The sequence below is a fragment of the Nostoc sp. 'Peltigera membranacea cyanobiont' 232 genome, assembly GCF_002245985.1.
Classification (GTDB): domain Bacteria; phylum Cyanobacteriota; class Cyanobacteriia; order Cyanobacteriales; family Nostocaceae; genus Nostoc.
Genome location: NZ_NOLK01000143.1, coordinates 1 through 21,223 on the forward strand (window position 1 = coordinate 1; position 21,223 = coordinate 21,223).

The following is a 21,223-nucleotide window of genomic DNA, read 5'->3' on the forward strand; positions in this document are numbered from 1 at the left end:
ATTGCCTGATGTGAAAGAAATTTCTGTAAAAGCTTCAGCTAATGGTTGCAATTCGGCTAAATTATCTGGTGGCGCGACCTGAAATTTAATAACTTCACTATAAGTCCCATGAACTCTGCCCCTCTGCCCCTCTGCCCCTCTGCTCTATCAAACGCCTGAAGCTTGTGAGAAATGCGGGATAGGGTTTCCAATTCAGTAGTAAGGGGCACAGCTTATCTATCCAAGCTTTCCAAGTTTTTGTAACATAACTCTGTAACGACTATCCAATCGCCTTAAGCTAGAAAAAAATATAGTTTAATATTAGTGATGCCTAATATTCAAAAACACGTAAACACTCTCGTTACTAAATTTGTTCCATATTATAGATTTCTGCGTTTACAAGAACTCACGATTGATAACAATAATTCCCTTCAAACAGAAATTAATAGTAAATCAATTAAAGTTCTCAGTTGGAATATTGCTAAACAAAACTATAATAAAACTTGGTTGAAAGATTTTTCTACAATAATTGAAACCTACCAACCCAACCTCATATTTTTACAAGAGTTTTCCCTAAAAGTAGAAGCAGATAAATTAGAAACATGGCTGAACATGAATTGGAGCTTTGCTCCTAATTTTGTAGATATTCATCATCAAACCTATTCAGGAATTCTCACAGCAGCTACAATCAGTCCACTAACAAAAAAAGTTATTACTACTAAACATTATGAGCCGATTGTTAGGACTCCGAAAATCTCTTTAGTTACTGAGTATCTGCTATCCGATCAAAGCACAACTCTTTTGACAATCAATAGTCACCTGATTAATTTTGTAGATTTAAATAAATTTAAAATACAACTAAATCAATTAGAGCTAGCATTATCTACACATCGCGGGCCGCTAATATTTTCAGGAGATTTCAATACCTGGAGTCAAAAAAGAGCAGTTCTCCTCAATCAAGTAACGACTCAATTGGGATTAACGCCAGTAATTTTCGCACCTCATGAGAAGGAGAAAATTAAACGCTTTCTGTTATCACCCCCTTTAGATCGCATCTTTTATCGAAATCTCAGTGTGAAGAAAGCCAGTGCTAAGGTGTTAGACAAAATTTGTTCATCCGATCATAAGCCTTTGCTGGCAGAATTTACTTATATCAATACTCAAAAAAATCAATATGCTTGTAGATAGTGGTGTTCTAGCTATTTTTAGCACAGCTACAGTTGTTGCTCATGTGGTAGGAGTTGCACATGCAGCCCATGCAGTGATGAATGTGCGTTCTTCCCAAGGGGCAATTGCTTGGAGCATTTCTCTAATTACCTTCCCCTGGCTAGCTATTCCGTTGTATTGGATTTTAGGAAGGACTAAATTTCATGGATATGCTGAAACACTGCGCTCGGTCTATGCACAACACTACAAGCTTGTTCATGGGACTTATAGTGAAGTTATTAAATTTCAGGTCGCGCCACCAGATAATTTAGCCGAATTGCAACCATTAGCTGAAGCTTTTACAGAAATTTCTTTCACATCAGGCAATGCTGCCGAATTACTTATTGATGGTCAGCAAACTTATGAAGCGATGCTGAAAAAGATTGCATCGGCGACAAATTATATTTTGTTCCAATTCTATACTGTTAACGATGACCAAGCAGGTAATGAGTTTAAAGAAGCATTAATTTCTAAAGCCAAGCAAGGAATAAACATTTACTTTCTCTACGATGAAATTGGTTCAAAGAAACTATCTCGCCCTTATATCCAGTCTCTACAACAGCATGGAATTGCGGTGAGTGCATTTAACACCACCAAAGGTCAGGGTAATCGGTTCCAATTTAATTTTCGCAATCATCGGAAAATTCTGGTGGTGGATGGAGAAATAGCATTTGTAGGTGGACTGAATATTGGTGACGAATATTTAGGAAAAAATCCTCGCTTGAGTCCCTGGCGTGACACCCATATCAGGCTCGAAGGCCCAACTGTACAATCCCTACAAAACTCCTTTGTGCGAGATTGGTATTGGGCGACTCGAAAACTTCTCGAAGTTAATTGGCAGGTAAAAATTAATCAGGAAATTAATCAAACTGCATTCATCCTTCCTACAGGCCCCGCAGATTCGCTACCAGCTTGTAAGCTTTTTTTCGTTGAATTAATTAATCAAGCTCAAACTCACCTCTGGATTGCTAGTCCATACTTTGTGCCGGATGAGGCAACATTGTCAGCCTTAAAACTGGCAGCAATGCGAGGTGTAGATGTGCGAATTCTCTTACCAAATCGACCCGATCATTTATTTGTTTATTTATGTTCCTTCTCTTACTACACCGAAATGGAAAAAATCGGTATCAAGTTGTATCGTTACAAAAATGGGTTTATGCACCAGAAAATTATAGTCATTGATGAGAAGATAGCAGGGGTAGGAACTGTTAACTTAGATAATCGCTCTTTTTCTCTCAACTTTGAAGTTATGGGTTTTATTACCGAACTTGGGTTTATCCAAAGTGTCAAAAAGATGTTAGAGGATGATTTAGCTGTTTGTGTTGCTGTCGATCTTGATGAGTACGATAAAAAACCTTTTTGGTTCAAGTTAGCGGTGAGAGTGTCTCGATTGCTGACTCCTTTACTTTAATTACTAATAATTGCCTCTAACTCTAAATCGGGAAATTTTCATATCTGCTAAAAACTTCTCTGCAATGCCATTGACTAACCCCAAACACTTTTGCGTTCCCAAAACTGGGCGACTCTTTTTTCCCACTGCTCCCAGTAATCTTTGATGAGTGCTGATTCAAACCAAAATACCTCTGCTGGCATTTCTGGAATCGCTACTACCAAAAGAGCGTGCTTTAGCTGAATGCCATAATCTCGATAATACTCATTGGCTGCTCCTATGTATGCCGTAAGTTGCAGTGGATGTTCATATAAATGCTCAATTGAGCCTTTGGGTTTGTCTGCTGTTTTCCACTCGCAAATACAGGGAATACCTTGATAGCTGGCAATACAATCAACTTTGCCAGAATAGCTCAAATCATGATGAAAAACAGAGCCTTCTACGAGTCTAACTGTGTCGATTTCTTGTAAAACTGGCTTGATACTCTCCCAATAAGGGCGACTCGCTTCGGGACAAACAGGGTTTTGTCCAAGGAGGTAGCGCTCAATTTGTTTGTGTGTTTGGGTTCCCCGACGACTAGCAGATGTAGTAATGCGGGTAGCTTCTTCTGTCCCAACACGCGCTTTCCAGTTTAATAATCTGTCTCTGTCTGCTTGTGATTTGGTGGCATTAAGTATTGTAGTCACGCTAGGGAAACGATTTCCCTTGGCATCTACATAATATTGTTTACCATTTTCTCTCTTGGATGTGGCATTAATGCGTGGTAGCAGTTGGGTATCAAATTGCATCAGTTGGTGTGTTGAGTTTGAGATTCCCTCAAGAAGGAAAATGAATAAAACCCTTCTCCATTGTAAGGAGTGGGGCTGGGAGTAAGGGTTTGTTACAGTGCAAAATGTCACTTTTACCGCTTATTCGTTCAAATCATCCGCCTCTATCTCCTGTGGTTCCAGCAATTTTTTGCGTAGGTGTAGCTCAACTCAGGCATTGCTTCACCTCAAAGTATTAAAATTCAGGTTCTTAGCCTCAACGTTCAAGCTTTTATCTCGGAGTTTCGAGTTAAAAGGTCGAACGTCCGAGCTAAAAGGTCGAACGTCCGAGTAAAAAGGTCGAACCTCCGAGTAAAAAGGTCGAATCTCCGAGTAAAAAGGTTGAACGTCCGAGCTAAAAGGTTGAACGTCCGAGCTAAAAGGTCGAATGTCCGAGTTAAAAGGTCGAACCTCCGAGTTCAGAGGTCGAATAATGGTGTTGTAAAGACGTAGGCGTAGGTCGTCGGATACATTGCTTACCTAAAATTATTAAACTCAAGTTCGTAAGTCCGAGATATTGTATCTGTTGCATCACCCGCCATAGGTTAGAAACCTATAGCTAATAGCTAAAGTCTTCTAAAGAAGACTGAGAAAAGGTTTGAGTCCACTTGAGTGGACTTGGGCTATTAGCTCTTATTTGTAGCGTTAATTACTTAATGCTTTTTAGGTGATTTTATGTGATTCTAACTACTTTTTTTAGACATATCTTAGAATGTAGATGCACACAATGTAGCTATTTTTTATAAAAAATGGCCGCAGCGATCGCAACAGAGGTTACATTCGTCCGTTTACCTTTTTGTAAATTCCATCCAAATTGACGATCTGGGCTGATATATCTCTAACCGAAGTTACAGCCCAATTAACGAAGTAGACGATTTATCCATAAAATCGTCAGGGTGCTAAGACAGCGTAGAGAGAGAGCTACAGGATATCTTCCTCACCGTACCAGCAGCTATGCATATCGAAAAACCCGCTACCCATGAACCGGAAGCTCCATTTTTAGTGCAAGATTCCGAGAGTTTCCCAGAATCAAAAGACTTATCTCCAGAAAATTTAGATCCTTGTCAATGTTCACAAGCCGCTTTACAAATGGCATTAATAGCCAGTGGCTTGGGGTTGTGGGATTGGAATCTCATAACCAATAAAACTTATTACGATCCCCAGTGGAAGGGCATTCTGGGGTATGGAGTAGACGAAATCGCTCATGAGCATAAATCCTTTGAGCAACTTGTACATCCACAAGATTTACCGAGAATTCACCAGGTGTTGCATGATTATCTGGAAGGATTCACGCCTGTGTTTGAAGTCGAATTGCGAATGTTGACTAAATCCGGCGAATGGAAATGGATTTTGGCTTGTGGCAAAGTATTTCAGTGGGATGAATTCGGTAAACCAGTACGAATGGCGGGGACGCACAAGGATATTAGTCACGATAAGGCGATGTCTACGACGGGCTGCGCCTACGCTACTCAACAATACCAACTATTTGAACAACTCCAAAGAGAAATTGCTCAACGCCAGTCTGCGGAAGACCAAGTTAGGGAAAAATCACAGCAGCTAGAAACTACCCTCGAAGAACTCAAATATACCCAAAGGCAGTTATTGCAGAACCAGAAAATGGCTAACCTCGGTCAACTGGTGGCGGATATGGCTAACGAAATTAACAACCCCGTTAGCTTTATCTACGGCAATCTCCATCCTGCCAGTCAATACGCCGAAGATTTAATCAGAATCATTGAACTTTACCAACATTACTATCCCACACCGACACCAGTCATAGCCTTACATCTGCAACGCCTCGACCTTGGTTTCGTAAAGACAGACTTTTTAAAATTACTGTGGTCAATGCGAGCCGGATCTGAGCGCGTTAAAGAAATTGTTTTCGCCTTGCGGAATTTTTCAACCTTTGACGAAGGTCAAATGAAAAAGGTTGACCTGCATGAAGGACTTGATAGTGTTCTGAGAATTTTGCAGCATCGTTTGAAAGAAAAGCCCGATCGAGTCGGGATTGAAGTAATTAAAGACTTTGGGGAATTGCCTTTAGTCGAGTGTTATCCTGGCGATTTAAATCAGGTATTCATGAACATCTTAACTAATGCCATTGATGCTTTAGAAGAAAGGATGAAGCATGATTATTCCTTTACTCCCAAAATTTTTATTCATACAGAAATTGTGAGAAGTCATTTGTCATTAGTAAATAGTAATGAACTTTGGGTAAATGACAAACGGAAAGAAAAAAAACACAAAATTATCATTCGCATTTCTGACAACGGGAAAGGCATCCTTCCACAGATTCAAAGACAGATATTTGAACCATTTTTTACTACCAAACCAGTAGGTAAAGCTAAGGGATTGGGACTATCAATTAGTCGGGAAATTATCGTTGAAAAACATCAAGGTAAACTTAAGTGTAATTCTCAATTAGGTCAAGGCACAGAGTTGGTCATTGAGATGAACACAACAGCAAGACACTATGCCGCTATTAGACAACACGCCAGCTTCTAAGTAATTAGCCTTGGGTAAGAGGCGTTAATTTTTGGAAGTCAGGCGATCGCTACATTCACAATGCAGGTCGATAAATTTGGTTTTTTCTTCTGAACGCCTAAATTACAGCACAAGCCATCAGTACAGTTTCTGCGACGATCGGCGTATACTCCTGCAATGGTTGAACCCATGAAAAACGCTTCAGCCTACCTAAACTGACAGTTAAAACAGCAGATGTAGACCATCAATGTCAAAATACTGAATCATGGGATGAAAAAGTAAAGGTGAGTAATACCCACCCGCAAACTTGCTTGGCCACTTACCCAAGACAGATAAACAGCAAATTTTATCAGTCAAAATCTATGACTTTGACCCCCTCTCAAACTAGAAAGCCTCCAACTCAAGCGATCGCAGCCAGAATTTTCCACTGGTGTAACATCATCAGTCTATTTATCATGCTCACCAGTGGGCTACAAATTTACAACGCCAACCCTGTATTTGGTGGACGTGCGGGTTTGCACATTCCTCCGATATTTACTTTAGGAGGTTGGCTTGCAGGGGGTAGACACTGGCATTTTGCCGCAATGTGGTTATTTTCACTAAATCTCTTGTGGTATGGAATTTACGTTTTAATTACCCGACGCTGGCGACATCGGTTTGTAGGTGCTAATGACTTCAAAGCATTACAAAAAAGTCATAATTCCCAGCGCCTAATTTATGCTTGGCATCGGATTGCGTATACAGCAATTATTCCTATCTTGCTGCTGGCCTTGTTTACAGGAATAGGAATGTATAAACCTGCCCAATTTCCCTGGATTGTGGATTTGTTTGGTAATTGGCAAGCATTGCGAATTGTTCACTTTGCCTCAGTGCCGATAGTTATTTTATTTGCAGTAATTCACCCTCGATTAGGGCAAAAAGCTGGAGGCACTCAACTAACAGAATCAATGTTTTAGTAAACAAACTCTGGTCATGGAGATAAGGAAATGCGAGAACAAATGACAAATGATAAATGACAAATGACAAATAACTAATGACTCTTTAAAAAAAATGAACTTTTTTGATAAATTGAATCGTAATATCTTACAAAATCAAAGCTTACTATTTGTAGGACTCGATCCCAATCCAGAGATGATGCCTGTGCGTTATGAATCTGAAGAACTAATCGCTGGTTTGGAGAAATGGTTACAATTCATTATTGCGGAAACTGCTGATTACGTTTGTGCTTATAAACCGACACTTGGCTTCTACGAAGCGTTAGGTATTCCCGGTTTAGAATTGCTGTACAAAACTTTAGCAGCTATTCCAGCGCACATACCAGTTATTTTAGATGCCAAACATAGTGACTTAAATACTAGTACCATTTTTGCCCAAACTGTGTTTACAGAATGGCATTTAGATGCAATCACTCTTAGTCCCTATACAGGACAAGATCATGTCGCACCTTTTTTGGTCTATCCTGATAAGGCAGTGTTTATTTTATGTTGTACTTCTAATCCAGGTGCAGAAGCTCTACAGCAATATCCTACAAACGAGTCACCCCTTTATTTACAGGTGGTGAAAGAATCAAAAACCTGGGGAACTCCAGAACAATTGGGTTTGGAAGTGGGAACTACAAATCCTGAAGTTTTAGCACTTATTCGAGCGATCGCACCAGAAAGAATTATTATGGCGCGTAGCATCTGGGCTGAAGGGTTAAACCTGAAGCAAATTTTAGAAGCAGGCTTGAATACTAACGGTGATGGTTTGCTAATTCCTGTTCCTCAAGATATGTTGGGAAACGCACAACTATCAGAGAAAGTCAAGTCTCTACGCGCAGAAATTAATCAAATAAAAACTGAAATTATTTATGAAAATTCCACATGTTCTGTGTGGTTTCCTGATGTTTGTTTCCTAAATCAGCACCCCCACCAGGACTTGATTTTACAACTTTATGACATTGACTGTATTATGTTTGGCAGCTTTGTCCAAGCATCAGGAGCGATATTTCCTTATTACATCGACTTACGCAAAATTATTTCTAACCCCCAAGTTTTTAATCAAGTTCTCACAGCTTATGAGGATATTTTAAAGAATCTCAATTTTGATAGATTAGCAGGTATTCCCTATGGTTCTTTACCCACAGCGACTGGTTTAGCTTTGCGCCTTAATTGTCCGATGATTTTCCCCCGCAAAGAAGTGAAGGCCCACGGAACTCGGAGAGTAATTGAGGGTAATTTTCATCCTGGTGAAACAATTGTAGTGGTTGATGATATTCTTATCAGTGGTAAAAGTGTCATGGAAGGAGCAGAAAAGTTGGAATCAGCAGGATTAAATGTTAATGATATTGTGGTATTGATCGACCACGAACAGGGTGTGAAAAATAGGTTACAGCAAAATGGTTATTGTAGTCATGCGGTTTTAACTATTTCGGAAATTACTAATACTCTGTATCAAGCAGGGCGAATAAATGAGGAGCAATTTTTAGCTTTTGCTGAAAGTTAATAATTGGGAATTGGGAATAGTTTTCTCATTCGCTTGTGATTGAGTATATTTAATTCCCAGGTTAAATCTAGTAACTAGAATAATTTTAGTTTTAAATTAATTATGAATTTTTCACTCAATCAACTACTTAAATGGTTAATTTTTACGCTGCTATTTCCTCTAGTCTTTCTCAATGGTTGGCTAGTATTTTTGCTTGTTAAAAATTTTCAACCTGTCGTCGCAATTCTTGTCTTAGCTACCTTGCTTGCATTCGTTTTAAACTATCCCGTTGCCATTCTCCAAAAGCGAGGAGTGAAACGTGGCTATGCAGTATCATTAGTTTTTATATCAGCATTGATAATTGTCGTTGCTCTAGGTATCACTTTAGTACCCATTGTGTTAGAGCAATTTAATGAAATGGTTAAAGTCTTCCCCCAATGGATTGATTCTAGTGAAGAAAAACTTCAAGTTTTAAATGATTGGTTCTTTAGGCACAAATTAAATGTGAATTTAAGTCAGCTATTAGCACAAGTAACCGATCAATTACCTAATGAATTAGAGTTCGTTACGGATAAACTTTTAAGCATTATTATAGACACGATTGATAGTGTTTCTGATGCATTAATCATAGTAGTGCTGACTTTTTACCTGTTGTTAGATGGCCCAAGAATTTGGGAGGGGATATTTAAGAAGTTACCGGGGAGTTTTGCCCAACAGGTAAGCCAATCTATTCAGCAAAATTTCCAAAATTACTTGATTGGTCAGGTAACATTGGCTTTGTTGATGGGAGTTTCAATAACATTATTGTTTTTAGGTTTTCAAGTCCAGTTTGCTTTACTCTTTGGTTTGGGAGTTGGGCTTTTGAGCTTAATTCCCTTTGGCGATGTCGTCAGTCTTGTTGTAATAACTTTAATCATAGCGACACATGACTTTTGGCTAGCAGTAAAGGTTTTTGCTGTAGCTGTTGTCATTGACCAGTTAATCGATCAGGCGATCGCACCACGGCTTTTAGGCAGATTTACTGGACTTAGACCAATCTGGGTGTTAATCGCTTTACTTGTAGGAACCAATGTCGCTGGAGTATTAGGTTTGCTAATCGCGGTACCTGTTGCTGGTTTTATTAAAGATGCAGTAGATGGGTTTTCTAAATCTGGTGATTCTGAGAATGTAGTTGAAAGTGAAGTGCCATCAGAATTGTTCTCAGAGGAATCAGTATAGAAATAAGTTATTTGTAAAAATAAGATGCCATATCTACCGCTAACACTAAGTTGCAATGGTGTCATTAAGGATGAGGTGTAATAGTTAGGATGGTTATAACTCCTTGCTCAAATCCGTAATACCAAAAAACTCGAAAAGCAGCAGGTGTTTTGTTTTCTACATAAGCTTCAAAAATTTCTTCTCCATTAGGCCCTGATAAAGATTCATATTTATGAGTATTCAAACTAGGGTGTCTTAGGTTTGTTTCCATTAAACCCAGCGTTTTTAAAACTTTTTGGTACTTCTTAGAGTCTGTTTGTTGTAGTTTAGCTAGTGCTGTACTAGCCTCGGTTGAAAATATTATCTTAAAATTCACTATTGCTCAGTGTGGTATAGGAATCCTATTTGAGTTTTGAACGAAATTAGGTATTGTAGAGTGTGTTAGAACGGAGTTCGTAACGCACTATTATCACGGGTTTGATGCGTTACGCTGTCGCTAACACATCCTACGTATATTTTCAGGAATCAAACCAGATTCCTATAGATTAGCCCTTGTGATAAGGATTATATTTTGAAATCAAAGTCCAGGGTTAGTGTCCCGGTGACATCTTTGTGTCGTACAGACATTCTATTCATCAATTTCTAGATCCGCATACTGAGCAAATGAACCTAAGTCGTGAAGTTCACCAGAACTTGCCTGTTTTATACCAACTTCTAATGAGCTACGAGCTACAGAATTTTGCCATATCCAAAGTTCTCTTTCTGGAATGTTTACAATTGGATCTAGCAGAATTTGTCCTACCTGATTGATGAGGACTCGGTAGGTCTTTGCTTTGGCAACAGTACCCAAGGTTAATCGTCCTTTGTCATCAGTTTTGGCACTATCTTTAACTATTTGGAAGTCCTGATTTTCAATCATATTGCTGCTATGCTGCTATATCCTAAACTCATTATAAACACCTGTGGGTAGGTGGGTATTGCCCACTAAAAATAAAATTGCATAAAAAAGCCCCCAGTAGAAATACTGGGGGTAAGAAATAATACCATTTCACTTTATGTTTGTCAGAGATGCCCCTGCTAGTGCCTCTACTTAGATGAGAGGCTAGAGTATTACTCAAATATTACAACAAAAAGCGATCGGGTATAAAATTAGCCAACATTTGCCAAGAGCAATTCTCGTTTTTCTGATTTTTGTACTCTCACTTGAGAGTCATCATCAACATCGATAAACGCTGTGTCTCCATCTGCAATTTGACCAGACAGCATTGCTTCAGCAAGAGAATCTTCTAAGAGGCGCATAATTGCCCGACGTAATGGCCTAGCACCATAGCTGGGGTTATAGCCTTCTTGGACTACAAGTTCTTTGAAGCGATCGCTAACTTCCAGAATAATTCCCTTTTCTGTCAAGCGTTTAGAAACTTCACGAAGCATAATCTCAGCGATTTGCTTCACTTCATCCCTAGAAAGTTGGGTGAAGACGATAATTTCATCGAGACGATTCAAGAACTCAGGGCGGAAGTAAGCTTTCAATTCCTCATTTACCAAGGTGCGGATGCGGTTATAACTAGCGTCGGCTTGAGTGTCAAAGTCAAAGCCTAAACCACTACCACCTTTTTCAATCACCTTGGAACCGATGTTGGAAGTCAAAATGATCAGCGTGTTCTTGAAGTCCACTTTCCGACCTTTGGCATCGGTAAGATGACCGTCATCCAAGATTTGCAGCAGCATATTGAATACATCGGGGTGTGCTTTTTCGATTTCGTCGAATAGCAGTACTGTGTAAGGCTTTCGCCGCACGGCTTCTGTAAGTTGTCCGCCTTCGTCGTATCCGACATAACCAGGAGGCGAACCAATTAACTTAGAGACGGTGTGGCTTTCCATGTATTCGGACATATCTAGCCGAATCATCGAATCTTCTGCACCGAAGAAGTAAGAAGCTAATGCCTTCGCCAATTCTGTTTTACCGACTCCGGTAGGGCCAGAGAAGATAAAGCTAGCAATGGGACGATTGGGATTTTTCAAGCCGACACGGGCGCGACGGATACCGCGAGATACGGCTGAAACTGCTTGCTCTTGACCGATGAGCCGTTGATGCAGAGTGTCTTCTAGGTGGAGAAGCAATTCTGACTCAGATTCCGTTAGTTTGTTGACTGGTACGCCAGTCCAAGAGGCAACGATTTGAGCGATGTCTTCTTCATCAACGACGGTGCAGTTGACAGGTTGCTCGTTTGCTGTAAATGTTGCTTGCAGTTGTTCTGCGAGTTTTAACTCTTGGTCGCGCAGGGTTACAGCTTTATCAAAATCTTGGACTCTGACTGCTGCTTCCTTTTCTTTGGTAACGCCAGCAAGTTCGCGCTTGAGTTCTTTATTGGGAGAACTTTGAGAATTCCGCAGACGAACGCGAGAACCAGCTTCATCAATTAAGTCTATTGCCTTATCCGGCAAGAAGCGATCGCTAATATAGCGGTCTGATAATTCTGCGGCGGCGACAAGTGCCGCATCCAAAATTGTGACTTTGTGGTGCTGTTCGTAAGCACCGCGCAAACCGTAAAGAATTTGTACGGTTTCCTCTACCGAGGGTTCCCCGACCATAATTGGTTGGAAACGTCGCTCTAGGGCGGCATCCCGCTCGATGTGCTTCCGATATTCATCAAGGGTAGTTGCGCCGATACACTGGAGTTCACCCCGTGCTAAGGCAGGTTTGAGGATGTTCGCTGCATCCAAACCACCTTCTGTACCACCAGCGCCGACCAAGGTGTGAATTTCGTCAATTACCAGAATGATATTACCGACAGTGCGAACTTCTTCCACGACTTTTTTGATGCGTTCTTCAAAATCGCCACGGAAGCGAGTTCCAGCTACCAATGACCCCATATCGAGGCTGATAACTTGCTTGTCTTGTAAGGTTTCGGGAACATCCTGATTGATAATTCGTTGAGCTAGACCTTCTGCGATCGCAGTTTTACCAACTCCTGGTTCACCAATCAACACCGGGTTATTCTTAGTGCGGCGACCGAGAATTTGGATCGCTCGCTCAATTTCTTTCTCACGACCAACTACGGGGTCGAGTCTGCCTTCTTGCGCTAATTTGGTCAAATTTCTGCCATATTCTTCCATCGTTAGTGGTTGGGTGCGCTTTTGATTACCACTACCAGCGAAAGCCGGTGCATTTTCACCCAAACGGCGAACTATGGCACTGCGGACAGTCTTAAAGTCAACCCCTAGATTTTGCAGAACTTTGGCGGCTACACCTTCACCAGCCTCGGTTAATCCTAAGAGTAAATGTTCAGTGTTGATGTAATTTTGTCCCAGACTATGAGCTTCTTTAAAAGATTGCTCGAAGAGGCTTTTCACCTTGGGAGTGAAAGGAATTTCTGGTGGTACAAAGCCAGAACCCCTACCAATTATTTTTTCTACCTCGCGGCGGGCATCTTTGAGGGTAACGCCTAATTCGGCCAGCACTTTAGCAGCAACCCCAGTTCCTTCTCCCATCAAACCCAGGAGAATTTGTTCAGTTCCTACGAAATTGTGTCCCAGGCGACGTGCTTCCTCCTGAGCTAACATAATTACTCTAATGGCTTCGGAAGTGAAGTGTTCAAACATAATGGGTTCTTGCTCCCTCGCTGCTTGGACTTTGGGTGAGATAAAATTCACCCTCATCTAAAGTTTTTTGTATTTTCTTAAGGACTAATGTAACTTTATTTAAAGTTAAGTGGCAGTGGTGAGAGCCGTAAGACATCAGGTGTACTAGCCGTCTAAGAGGAGTTAGGAGAGACGCGATTAATCGCGTCTGTTCTCAATTTTACAATTATTTTTTCAGTGGAGAAGATGATTTTCTTTTGCCTTTTCTGCTCCTCTGCTCTCGGCTAAACTTAGAACTCAGGACTTAGAAGGGGCTAAACCCTAGCTATCCGCTAATAACACTCAGGACTGACCATGACTGAACCAACGGTTGGTAAAGACCAACAACACCCTCTTTATAATCGCGATCGCCCCCTTATTGATATCTTACTCGCTCAAGAGGCGACAGACTATAACTTAGCAGAATTAGCCCGACTGCGAATGCGTTATCAAGGCTTTCCAGGGGCGAGGGATATCCAAAAAGACCTAGATAAAGTCTTGCAGCAGTGGGGTTTGACTGAGGCCGAGCTTTTTGAGAAGACTCACAAAATTCACGATTTAGGGGGTATTTACAAAAGTCGTGGTAAAAAAGACGAACAGGATTGGAATTAGGGCATTGGGCATGGGGCATTGGGCATTGATTATTCATGACTAATGACAAATGACTAACTCAGTATTGGAATTGCGATCGCTATCTCCTCTAGAGAAGGCACGGAGACTGGGCTAATTCCCCGGATGCGATCGCTACCTTATGCCAATGAATAGAGAACAGAGTTAGCCTGTAGCAGTCATTATTTATGGACTTGTTTACGAAAATTCTGAGCTAATTGCTCCCCCAACTTGCTCAATAGTATAACTTCTAAAATGTAAACATATCGCTAAAAACCATAATTAGTTCTAATATCCGGTAAGCCCATCGATAAACCGTATATTATGAATAAAGCAATAAAATAATTAACTTCAAAAGGCAAATTTTGAAGTAATCAAGCAATATCGTTTGATATTTAGCTAGTTTTGCCGTGTTTATTTGAATATCTTCTCAAAGCTTGCTGATTAGAGTATTTACCAAGCTGGAAGCCATTAAAAAGTCAAAAGGAGTGAATGTGATCAACGCCATACAGATTAACGAAAACTTGACAACCACAGGACAAGTCATCCCAAAACAGCTTGAGCAAGCTATCCAAGAAGGTTTTAAATCCATTCTAAATCTGCGATCGCCTGATGAATTAGGATTTTCCAAGGATGAGCAAAAAGTAGCGGAAGCATTGGGGCTGCATTATACAAATGTTCCACTCAAGGTGGATTTAAAAAACTTGAATGAAGAGGTGATTACCAAAATCCTCACGACACTAGAAGAAATACCTAAACCAGCAGTTGTACATTGTGCAGCCGGGATGCGTTCGACTGGAATTGCGCTATTAAGTATCGCTATCCAGGAAGGATTAACACCAGAGGAAACCTTAGCCAAGGCTAGGAATCTGGGTTTTGGATTCTTTGAACACGCTGGCGTTAGTCCCCGGCTGAAGCAATTATTTATAGACTACGTTAACAAACACGCGAAAGTAGCTGTACTCAGCTAAAAGTAATGCCAGTTCGACAAACCTCTCACTGCCTTAAACTTTCCTTCAAGGCAGCGAGAGAGATGGTTTGGCATAATAAAATATTTTAGAGGTTTCTTTATTAGTATTCTAGTTTTTTTGTGTAGTTCTATTTAATGCGATCGCCGGAAGAGAATCGGGCAAAAATATAGAATTTTATGAATTAAAACGCAAGTATCACACAGCTAAAGTTAAAAGACAAGTTCTGTTAACAATACCTTCGCCAAAAAAAGAAAACGAAAAATATTGCTGTCATTTCATAATTACTTACTAGGTATCCCACAAGTTCCCAATTTTAAACTAGGTCTACTTTAACGCTTCCACACCTTGAAAGGGTGGGATTCTTGTTTCAATCAGGTAAATAATACGTAAATAGCTATTCTAAAAACTAAAAAAATAGATAAGTAAAGTGAAGTAGGGGAAAATACTATTCCAAATAGTGACACTTATAAAAACAAACATTATAGTAATGCAATTAACCAATGCTTTTATGCAGCAGGTTAGCTGAATAATGCTTATAAGCCAGTTAAAAGCTGAAATTCACTAAAAAATTAGTGTTTTTCCGGTTGACACAAACTATACCGAAAGTCCGAACTTTTGGCTAATTTATTGTGCCTTAAAACAGCAATACTGGCAGGTTGATATCTCAAGTTTCTGAAAAAGTGATTTAGGTAGAAATTATGGCAATTATCAATGGAACTGATGCTAATGACATCCTCAATGGTTTCGGGAGTAATGACAGCATCAATGGCTTTGAGGGTGATGATGTCCTGAATATTAGTAATTATTCTGGGAAGAACTTTTTAGACGGCGGCTCTGACAATGATAGACTTTATGCTAAAAAGACTACCGACAACAATACCCTCAAAGGCGGAAGTGGGGATGATTATTTAGATGTTTCTTCTTCTTCTGGGAAAAACCTCTTAGACGGCGGTTCTGAGAGCGATCAAATCTATGCTGCACATACCACTGGCAACAATATCCTCAAGGGTGGAAGTGAGAATGATTATTTAGATGTATCTTCTTCTTTTGGGAATAATACTCTTTATGGAGATACAGGAAATGACGAATTTTCGATTCAGGATAGTTTTGGCAAAAATACTATTTCAGGCGGAACTGGCTCTGATAAATTTTCCGCATATAAAGTCAATGGTGCTAATACCTTGAATGGGGGAGATGGCGATGACTCTTTCTATTTGAGTGCCCCATCTAGCGCTCCTTCTTTTTTAGTGACTCAAACGATAGATGGGGGTAAAGGTTCCGATTATTTGGAAGTCGATTACAGTAGCAATACTACTAAAGGAATCTCCTGGACTTTCAATGCAATCACGAACCAAGGCTCGATAACAGCCGGCACGAGTCGAGTCAGCTACAAGAATATTGAACGATTCAATATCACAGGTACAGCCTACGCTGACAATATCGTGGGAGGCAATAGTGAAGATGTACTCAATGGGGGTACTTCTGGCAATGACACTATTAGTGGGGGTGCAGGTAACGATTACCTCAATATTTCCTACTCGTCTGGTAATAACATTGTGAATGGAGACGATGGTAATGATACTTTTTACGCATATAGAGTCAAGGGTGCTAACACCTTGAATGGAGGAAATGGGGATGACTCTTTTTATTTGAGCGCCTCATCTACCGCCACTTCTGTTTTAGTGACTCAAACAATAAATGGGGGTACAGGTGACGATAGTTTGGAAGTTAATTACAGTAGCGATACTACCAAAGGAATCACCTCGACCTTCAATGCAACCACTAACCAAGGCTCAATAACATCTGGCACAAATCGAGTTAGCTACAAGAAGATTGAACGATTAAACATCAGTGGTACAGCCTATGCTGACAAGATTGTGGGGGGTAATAACGGCGATGTGCTATATGGATATAGTGGTAACGATCTCTTGACTGGAGGGAGAGGTAGTGACGCTCTGTACGGGGGGGATGGCACTGATACCTTTGCGTTCAATAATTACAATGAAGGGATTGATAGTCTTGATGACTTCAACCCGACTGGCGAAGTTATTCAAGTTTCGGCTGCTGGTTTCGGCGGCTCTTTAGCAGTAGGTACACTCTTAGCCAGTCAGTTTATCATCGGTTCAGTTGCGAGTGCGATCGCTCAACGATTTATTTACAACAATATTACAGGCGCACTGTCCTTTGACCAAGATGGTAGCGGAGGTGCTTTTTCTCAGGTAGAATTCGCGCAACTAAGCAGTGGATTGTCACTAAGTGCAACCAATTTCGTTGTTGCCTAATTATACAGAGTCAAGGCGATCGTTCCATAGTACCTTGTGGTTAAAAGCTTTTGCTTAAAGGGTGTGAGGGTGCGATCGCCTTTAGTATAGCCATCAAACTATAGGGAAAATAAGCACTTCCCATAAAATCTAAAAATCTTAGCTAAGACTATTGGATTATTTTAGAATAAGCGTTACACTATTCCCATGAACCTTAGCCAAGGTTTTTGGGAATTAATTCATGTCAAAAATTATATACGATGTTATCCAGCGTTTTGAGGTAGAAAACGGTGTTCCCCGTTTGGTTTCAACAAATATCCAGGTGATTGAAGGCGGGGAAGATTTAATGTCTTTGGCTACCAATCTGCTGGATAAACTTGGTTTTTATGACAAGTTTGAAGAGAGTCGGACATCTCAATATGTGGGATACAAACTTAAGAATCCAAAAAAAGGAGCTAAACGTTATCAACTGGTTTTAACACCCCGTAAAGAGGGTTTATGTGTCAGTGTATCTAGGGATGTCTTAGAAAATAATATTTTATGTTTAGAATATTTCCACGGTTCTGATCCATACAATGAACCTTATAGTTCTATTTTAGGTAAAATTTGGATTTTACCTAGTAAAGAAAATATATTTTATAAATCAATGCAACTTCGCTATCCAAATTTTGTAGAAATTGGTGCGACAACAGGGAGTTTTACACTTAACAAACGTGATGAACTTGAATATTATCTAGGTGACATATCTGATGATAGTGACTTTCGTGATTTAAAGGCACAAAATTTTATTAATTTACCAGAAGAATTTGATATCACTAGTTTAGGAAGTAGCAACTGCTATCTTGTCATTAATGATGACAAGCTATTTCCTTACAGTTGGCAAGTGTGTATAACTTCCAGTGAAGTTTTAAAAGAATTCCTTGGTTACTTTGGAAAAATCCTTATGGAGCAACAGTAATGTCTGTTAAAATAAAAAGGCTGGTCAATCCTTATGAAGAAAGGATGTTAGAGTTTTTGCAAACCTGCGTAGATGAAAATTATAAAATTCATACACAGGTTAGCTTATGCCAATTTTGTGAACTAGACAGCAATCTTGATATCGAACTAAGAAAGTTTTTCTTTACCTCCAGTGTGGACGCTCTGATAACGAATTCTGACTACAAACCTTGTTTAGTAGTGGATTTTCAATCTTCATATCATGATTATCCTGAAACAAGAGAGCGCGATCGCAAAAAGGCAACTTTACTCGCTCTTGCAGCAGTTCCCTTACTTTATTCACGGGTGAAAGACTTTGGATTATTACATCTTTACTCTCAATCCGAAGAAGTAGTATGTAATTTATTTACAGGAAACCGACGAGAAAATGCCCAAGCCCTAATTAGAAATTATTGCAAACAATCTTTTTCTGCTGATGTTCGAGTTACAGCTTTATAAACCAACCGCAAGATGTTTGCACACCTATAGCTATGAACATCGAGATGATCGAGAGGCTTTTTACGCACTTGCGGATCGTTTGATGGCAAAACCTCCCTCTGCGACTTATCCCTCATCAATGACTCCAGAGGAAATCCATAAGGCAGTATTAGACATTATTCAACAGAAAAGGCGTAGGCACAGCCCGTCGTAGACATCGCTAGACTCTGAAAAAACAGCTTAACACCACCCTCGCCTCATAAATTGTTAACACCCTTGCTCCCAGAGATAACGAAAGTGATACACTACATCCATGCTAGGGGTGCCTACATAACCAGGCTGAGATCACACCCTTAACACCTGAGTCTGGGTAATACCAGCGGAGGGAAGCTGTTTATAGAGGAATCACAATATGCGGACAGAATGGGTTGCTAAACGACGTGGGCAGGTTAATGTATCTCAAATGCACTACGCCCGCCAAGGTGTTATCACCGAAGAAATGCACTACGTCGCCAAACGGGAAAATCTCCCAGCCGATCTCATTCGTGACGAAGTAGCGCGGGGACGAATGATTATCCCCGCGAATATTAATCACACTAACCTAGAGCCGATGGCTATTGGCATCGCCTCCAAATGTAAGGTAAATGCTAATATCGGCGCTTCCCCCAACTCTTCTAATCTTCAAGAAGAAGTTGATAAGCTACATCTGGCGGTGAAGTATGGTGCTGATACCTTAATGGACTTATCTACAGGTGGTGGTAATTTGGATGAAATTCGCAGCGCCATTATTAAGGCTTCACCTATTCCCATTGGTACGGTGCCAGTGTATCAAGCTTTAGAAAGTGTCCACGGCACAATTGAGAATCTGACTGCTGATGATTTTCTCCATATCATCGAAAAGCACGCCCAGCAAGGTGTAGATTATCAAACTATCCACGCGGGGATTTTAATTGAGCATTTGCCTTTGGTGAGAAATCGGCTCACCGGTATTGTCTCTCGCGGCGGCGGTATTTTGGCGCGGTGGATGCTGCATCACCACAAACAAAACCCACTTTATACCCACTTCCAAGATATTATTGAGATTTTCAAAAAGTACGATGTCTCCTTCAGTTTAGGAGATTCCCTACGTCCTGGTTGTACCCATGATGCCTCAGATGAAGCACAATTAGCTGAATTGAAAACCCTGGGACAGCTAACTCGCAAAGCTTGGGAAGATGATGTCCAGGTGATGGTAGAAGGGCCGGGACACGTGCCAATGGATCAAATTGAGTTCAACGTTCGTAAACAGATGGAAGAGTGTTCTGAAGCACCTTTCTATGTTTTGGGGCCATTGGTGACAGACATTGCTCCTGGTTATGACCATATCACTTCAGCTATTGGAGCAGCTATGGCTGGATGGTACGGTACTGCAATGCTGTGCTATGTAACACCCAAAGAACATTTGGGTCTACCAAATGCCGAAGATGTACGGAATGGGTTGATTGCCTATAAAATAGCGGCTCATGCGGCTGATATTGCTAGACATCGCCCTGGTGCAAGGGATAGAGACGATGAACTTTCTAAGGCGCGTTACAACTTCGATTGGAACCGTCAGTTTGAATTATCACTCGATCCAGAAAGAGCTAAAGAATATCATGATGAGACTCTGCCAGCAGATATCTATAAAACTGCTGAGTTTTGTTCGATGTGTGGGCCTAAGTTCTGCCCAATGCAAACTAAGGTTGATGCTGATGCGCTGACAGAATTAGAGAAATTCTTGGCGAAAGAGCCTGTGAGTCAAAGCTAATTGACGCGGGGATGAAAACAGAAGTGCTTTAAAGAGTTTTGTAGGGTGCGTTACGCTACACCGTAACACACCCTTAACTGCTACGCCATCTATTTATTAAGAGTTGCTAAGGATGCGAGGAGCAATTGTGGAACAGACACAAAAGCCAGGACAGATTATCATCCTGAATGGTACTCCGCGATCGGGGAAGTCGAGCATTGTGGAAGCGATTCAGGAGACGTTTGATGGTGTATGGATGAACTTGGGTGTCGATAGGTTTATGCAAATGACTCCCGCACGATACCAGCCTGGGATCGGTCTGCGGCCAGGGGGAGAACGCCAAGACCTCGAACCTCTCGTTCCCATTCTGTACAGTGCCATGTATGAATCCATTGCCGCCCACAGCCGCTTAGGACTAAATGTCGTGGTTGATGTCGGACACCATGACGCATACGCAATGAAGCGGGGCATCCTGACCGATAGTGCCCGACGTTTAAACGGATTACCCGTTTTGTTCGTAGGCGTTCGCTGCCCAATTGAGATAATTATGGAAAGACGACAAAACACGGGGTGGAAAGTAGTAAGTGCAGCTGACTCCCCAGTGCCACCTCCGATTCTGTTATGGCAACGTGAAGTCCACATCCCTGGCATCTACGATCTTGAAGTCGATACCTCGTTGTTAAGTCCGGGTGCGTGTGCCGAGTTGATACGCCAGTATCTCGTAAATAGTCCAGTCCCATCGGCATTCCAACGACTTGCCGCATTGTCTCACAAATAAAGAATCGCCTAGCTGTATCAAACCGTATTCAGCCTTAAGGAGTCAATATTGTTTGGTTAAGGCAAGAGACGCGATAAATCGCCGTCTTTACAATAATCAGTTATGTAAGATTTCAAGTTTTGTTTCTCTCAAAATATCAGGTTGGGTTTTGCTGTCGCTCTACCCGGATTTCTCACCACACCTCTCAAAGCCCGTGCTTGTGCAGGGGAGCAGGGGAGCAGGGGAGCAGGGGAGCAGGGGAGAGTTCAAATACCAAGTTCTTTCCCCTCTGCCCCTCTGC

General features: G+C 40.9%; 19 protein-coding genes and 1 riboswitch. Of the genes, 14 read left to right on the top strand and 5 right to left on the bottom strand.

The features are described 5' to 3' along the window. Nucleotides 1-306: 306 nt before the first annotated feature. Complete coding sequence (locus CDG79_RS31320) at nt 307-1,167, top strand: endonuclease/exonuclease/phosphatase family protein (protein WP_094345606.1); 861 nt, start codon at nt 307-309, stop codon at nt 1,165-1,167. Further along, a complete protein-coding gene (gene cls, locus CDG79_RS31325) occupies nt 1,154-2,596 on the top strand; it encodes a cardiolipin synthase (protein WP_094345607.1) in 1,443 nt (480 codons plus the stop codon). Before CDG79_RS31320 ends, cls begins: the two co-directional genes overlap by 14 nt. A 74-nt stretch (nt 2,597-2,670) precedes the next feature. Here the strand turns inward: cls and CDG79_RS31330 are convergent, their stop codons facing one another. Continuing rightward, nucleotides 2,671-3,363 (bottom strand): PD-(D/E)XK nuclease family protein, encoded by a 693-nt coding sequence (locus CDG79_RS31330; RefSeq protein WP_094345608.1) that lies wholly within the window; start codon nt 3,361-3,363, stop codon nt 2,671-2,673. A 972-nt stretch (nt 3,364-4,335) separates the two neighbouring features. On the opposite strand from CDG79_RS31330, the gene CDG79_RS31335 reads away from it, so the two are divergent. After that, nucleotides 4,336-5,886, top strand: a complete 1,551-nt coding sequence (locus CDG79_RS31335) for a PAS domain-containing protein (protein WP_094345609.1) — start codon at nt 4,336-4,338, stop codon at nt 5,884-5,886. A 38-nt stretch (nt 5,887-5,924) separates the two neighbouring features. Here the strand turns inward: CDG79_RS31335 and CDG79_RS45045 are convergent, their stop codons facing one another. Further along, complete coding sequence (locus tag CDG79_RS45045; protein ID WP_262985857.1) at nt 5,925-6,056, bottom strand: hypothetical protein; 132 nt, start codon at nt 6,054-6,056, stop codon at nt 5,925-5,927. Between the two features lie 171 nt (nt 6,057-6,227). Between CDG79_RS45045 and CDG79_RS31340 the strand changes: the two genes are divergently transcribed. The 3 genes from CDG79_RS31340 to CDG79_RS31350 all read left to right on the top strand — a co-directional run bounded on the left by CDG79_RS31340 (nt 6,228) and on the right by CDG79_RS31350 (nt 9,546). Continuing rightward, the gene (locus tag CDG79_RS31340; RefSeq protein ID WP_094345610.1) at nt 6,228-6,821 is read left to right on the top strand and encodes a cytochrome b/b6 domain-containing protein; all 594 of its coding nucleotides are present in this window, start codon (nt 6,228-6,230) and stop codon (nt 6,819-6,821) included. Between the two features lie 94 nt (nt 6,822-6,915). Continuing rightward, complete coding sequence (locus tag CDG79_RS31345; protein ID WP_094345611.1) at nt 6,916-8,349, top strand: bifunctional orotidine-5'-phosphate decarboxylase/orotate phosphoribosyltransferase; 1,434 nt, start codon at nt 6,916-6,918, stop codon at nt 8,347-8,349. Nucleotides 8,350-8,451: 102 nt separating this feature from the next. Next, nucleotides 8,452-9,546: an AI-2E family transporter gene (locus CDG79_RS31350; RefSeq protein WP_094345612.1), complete on the top strand. Its 1,095-nt coding sequence runs from the start codon at nt 8,452-8,454 to the stop codon at nt 9,544-9,546. Nucleotides 9,547-9,610: 64 nt separating this feature from the next. On the opposite strand, the gene CDG79_RS31355 is transcribed toward CDG79_RS31350, so the two are convergent. The 3 genes from CDG79_RS31355 to CDG79_RS31365 form a co-directional block, all read right to left on the bottom strand. Next, nucleotides 9,611-9,901 carry a hypothetical protein gene (locus CDG79_RS31355; RefSeq protein ID WP_094345613.1) on the bottom strand — a complete coding sequence of 97 codons (291 nt, stop codon included), beginning with the start codon at nt 9,899-9,901 and terminating at the stop codon, nt 9,611-9,613. 252 nt (nt 9,902-10,153) lie between these two features. Next, on the bottom strand, nt 10,154-10,444 hold the full coding sequence (locus CDG79_RS31360) for a hypothetical protein (protein ID WP_094345614.1): 291 nt from the start codon (nt 10,442-10,444) through the stop codon (nt 10,154-10,156). A 230-nt stretch (nt 10,445-10,674) separates the two neighbouring features. Next, entirely contained in the window at nt 10,675-13,128 is a 2,454-nt protein-coding gene (locus CDG79_RS31365) for an ATP-dependent Clp protease ATP-binding subunit (protein ID WP_094345622.1), read from the bottom strand. A 333-nt stretch (nt 13,129-13,461) separates the two neighbouring features. On the opposite strand from CDG79_RS31365, the gene CDG79_RS31370 reads away from it, so the two are divergent. The 8 genes from CDG79_RS31370 to CDG79_RS31405 all read left to right on the top strand — a co-directional run bounded on the left by CDG79_RS31370 (nt 13,462) and on the right by CDG79_RS31405 (nt 20,943). Continuing rightward, nucleotides 13,462-13,758 carry a DUF3288 family protein gene (locus CDG79_RS31370; RefSeq protein ID WP_094345615.1) on the top strand — a complete coding sequence of 99 codons (297 nt, stop codon included), beginning with the start codon at nt 13,462-13,464 and terminating at the stop codon, nt 13,756-13,758. Between the two features lie 491 nt (nt 13,759-14,249). Continuing rightward, complete coding sequence (locus tag CDG79_RS31375; RefSeq protein WP_094345623.1) at nt 14,250-14,726, top strand: beta-lactamase hydrolase domain-containing protein; 477 nt, start codon at nt 14,250-14,252, stop codon at nt 14,724-14,726. 698 nt (nt 14,727-15,424) lie between these two features. Continuing rightward, a complete protein-coding gene (locus CDG79_RS31380; protein WP_094345616.1) occupies nt 15,425-17,008 on the top strand; it encodes a calcium-binding protein in 1,584 nt (527 codons plus the stop codon). A 220-nt stretch (nt 17,009-17,228) separates the two neighbouring features. Further along, nucleotides 17,229-17,945 (top strand): hypothetical protein, encoded by a 717-nt coding sequence (locus CDG79_RS31385; RefSeq protein WP_094345617.1) that lies wholly within the window; start codon nt 17,229-17,231, stop codon nt 17,943-17,945. Next, nucleotides 17,945-18,421 carry a DUF2726 domain-containing protein gene (locus CDG79_RS31390; RefSeq protein ID WP_094345618.1) on the top strand — a complete coding sequence of 159 codons (477 nt, stop codon included), beginning with the start codon at nt 17,945-17,947 and terminating at the stop codon, nt 18,419-18,421. The genes CDG79_RS31385 and CDG79_RS31390 overlap by 1 nt, the downstream gene beginning before the upstream one ends. After that, the gene (locus tag CDG79_RS45660) at nt 18,399-18,614 is read left to right on the top strand and encodes a DUF6887 family protein (protein ID WP_094345619.1); all 216 of its coding nucleotides are present in this window, start codon (nt 18,399-18,401) and stop codon (nt 18,612-18,614) included. Before CDG79_RS31390 ends, CDG79_RS45660 begins: the two co-directional genes overlap by 23 nt. Before the next feature lie 94 nt (nt 18,615-18,708). Continuing rightward, a riboswitch (TPP riboswitch) is annotated at nt 18,709-18,805 on the top strand. Nucleotides 18,806-18,812: 7 nt separating this feature from the next. Then, the gene (gene thiC, locus CDG79_RS31400; RefSeq protein ID WP_094345620.1) at nt 18,813-20,186 is read left to right on the top strand and encodes a phosphomethylpyrimidine synthase; all 1,374 of its coding nucleotides are present in this window, start codon (nt 18,813-18,815) and stop codon (nt 20,184-20,186) included. Nucleotides 20,187-20,313: 127 nt separating this feature from the next. Beyond that, nucleotides 20,314-20,943 carry a chloramphenicol phosphotransferase CPT family protein gene (locus CDG79_RS31405; protein ID WP_223278441.1) on the top strand — a complete coding sequence of 210 codons (630 nt, stop codon included), beginning with the start codon at nt 20,314-20,316 and terminating at the stop codon, nt 20,941-20,943. Nucleotides 20,944-21,223 lie beyond the last annotated feature (280 nt).

Excerpts from the sequence above, each read along its gene's own strand:
- CDG79_RS31320 (WP_094345606.1), top strand. The coding sequence starts at position 307 with ATGCCTAATATTCAAAAACACGTAAACACTCTCGTTACTAAATTTGTT.
- CDG79_RS31330 (WP_094345608.1), bottom strand. The coding sequence starts at position 3,363 with ATGCAATTTGATACCCAACTGCTACCACGCATTAATGCCACATCCAAG.
- CDG79_RS45045 (WP_262985857.1), bottom strand. The coding sequence starts at position 6,056 with ATGGGTTCAACCATTGCAGGAGTATACGCCGATCGTCGCAGAAACTGT.
- CDG79_RS31345 (WP_094345611.1), top strand. The coding sequence starts at position 6,916 with ATGAACTTTTTTGATAAATTGAATCGTAATATCTTACAAAATCAAAGC.
- CDG79_RS45660 (WP_094345619.1), top strand. The coding sequence starts at position 18,399 with ATGTTCGAGTTACAGCTTTATAAACCAACCGCAAGATGTTTGCACACC.
- cls (WP_094345607.1), top strand. The coding sequence starts at position 1,154 with ATGCTTGTAGATAGTGGTGTTCTAGCTATTTTTAGCACAGCTACAGTT.
- CDG79_RS31335 (WP_094345609.1), top strand. The coding sequence starts at position 4,336 with ATGCATATCGAAAAACCCGCTACCCATGAACCGGAAGCTCCATTTTTA.
- CDG79_RS31365 (WP_094345622.1), bottom strand. The coding sequence starts at position 13,128 with ATGTTTGAACACTTCACTTCCGAAGCCATTAGAGTAATTATGTTAGCT.
- CDG79_RS31360 (WP_094345614.1), bottom strand. The coding sequence starts at position 10,444 with ATGATTGAAAATCAGGACTTCCAAATAGTTAAAGATAGTGCCAAAACT.
- CDG79_RS31370 (WP_094345615.1), top strand. The coding sequence starts at position 13,462 with ATGACTGAACCAACGGTTGGTAAAGACCAACAACACCCTCTTTATAAT.
- CDG79_RS31385 (WP_094345617.1), top strand. The coding sequence starts at position 17,229 with ATGTCAAAAATTATATACGATGTTATCCAGCGTTTTGAGGTAGAAAAC.
- CDG79_RS31340 (WP_094345610.1), top strand. The coding sequence starts at position 6,228 with ATGACTTTGACCCCCTCTCAAACTAGAAAGCCTCCAACTCAAGCGATC.
- CDG79_RS31350 (WP_094345612.1), top strand. The coding sequence starts at position 8,452 with ATGAATTTTTCACTCAATCAACTACTTAAATGGTTAATTTTTACGCTG.
- CDG79_RS31380 (WP_094345616.1), top strand. The coding sequence starts at position 15,425 with ATGGCAATTATCAATGGAACTGATGCTAATGACATCCTCAATGGTTTC.
- CDG79_RS31390 (WP_094345618.1), top strand. The coding sequence starts at position 17,945 with ATGTCTGTTAAAATAAAAAGGCTGGTCAATCCTTATGAAGAAAGGATG.
- thiC (WP_094345620.1), top strand. The coding sequence starts at position 18,813 with ATGCGGACAGAATGGGTTGCTAAACGACGTGGGCAGGTTAATGTATCT.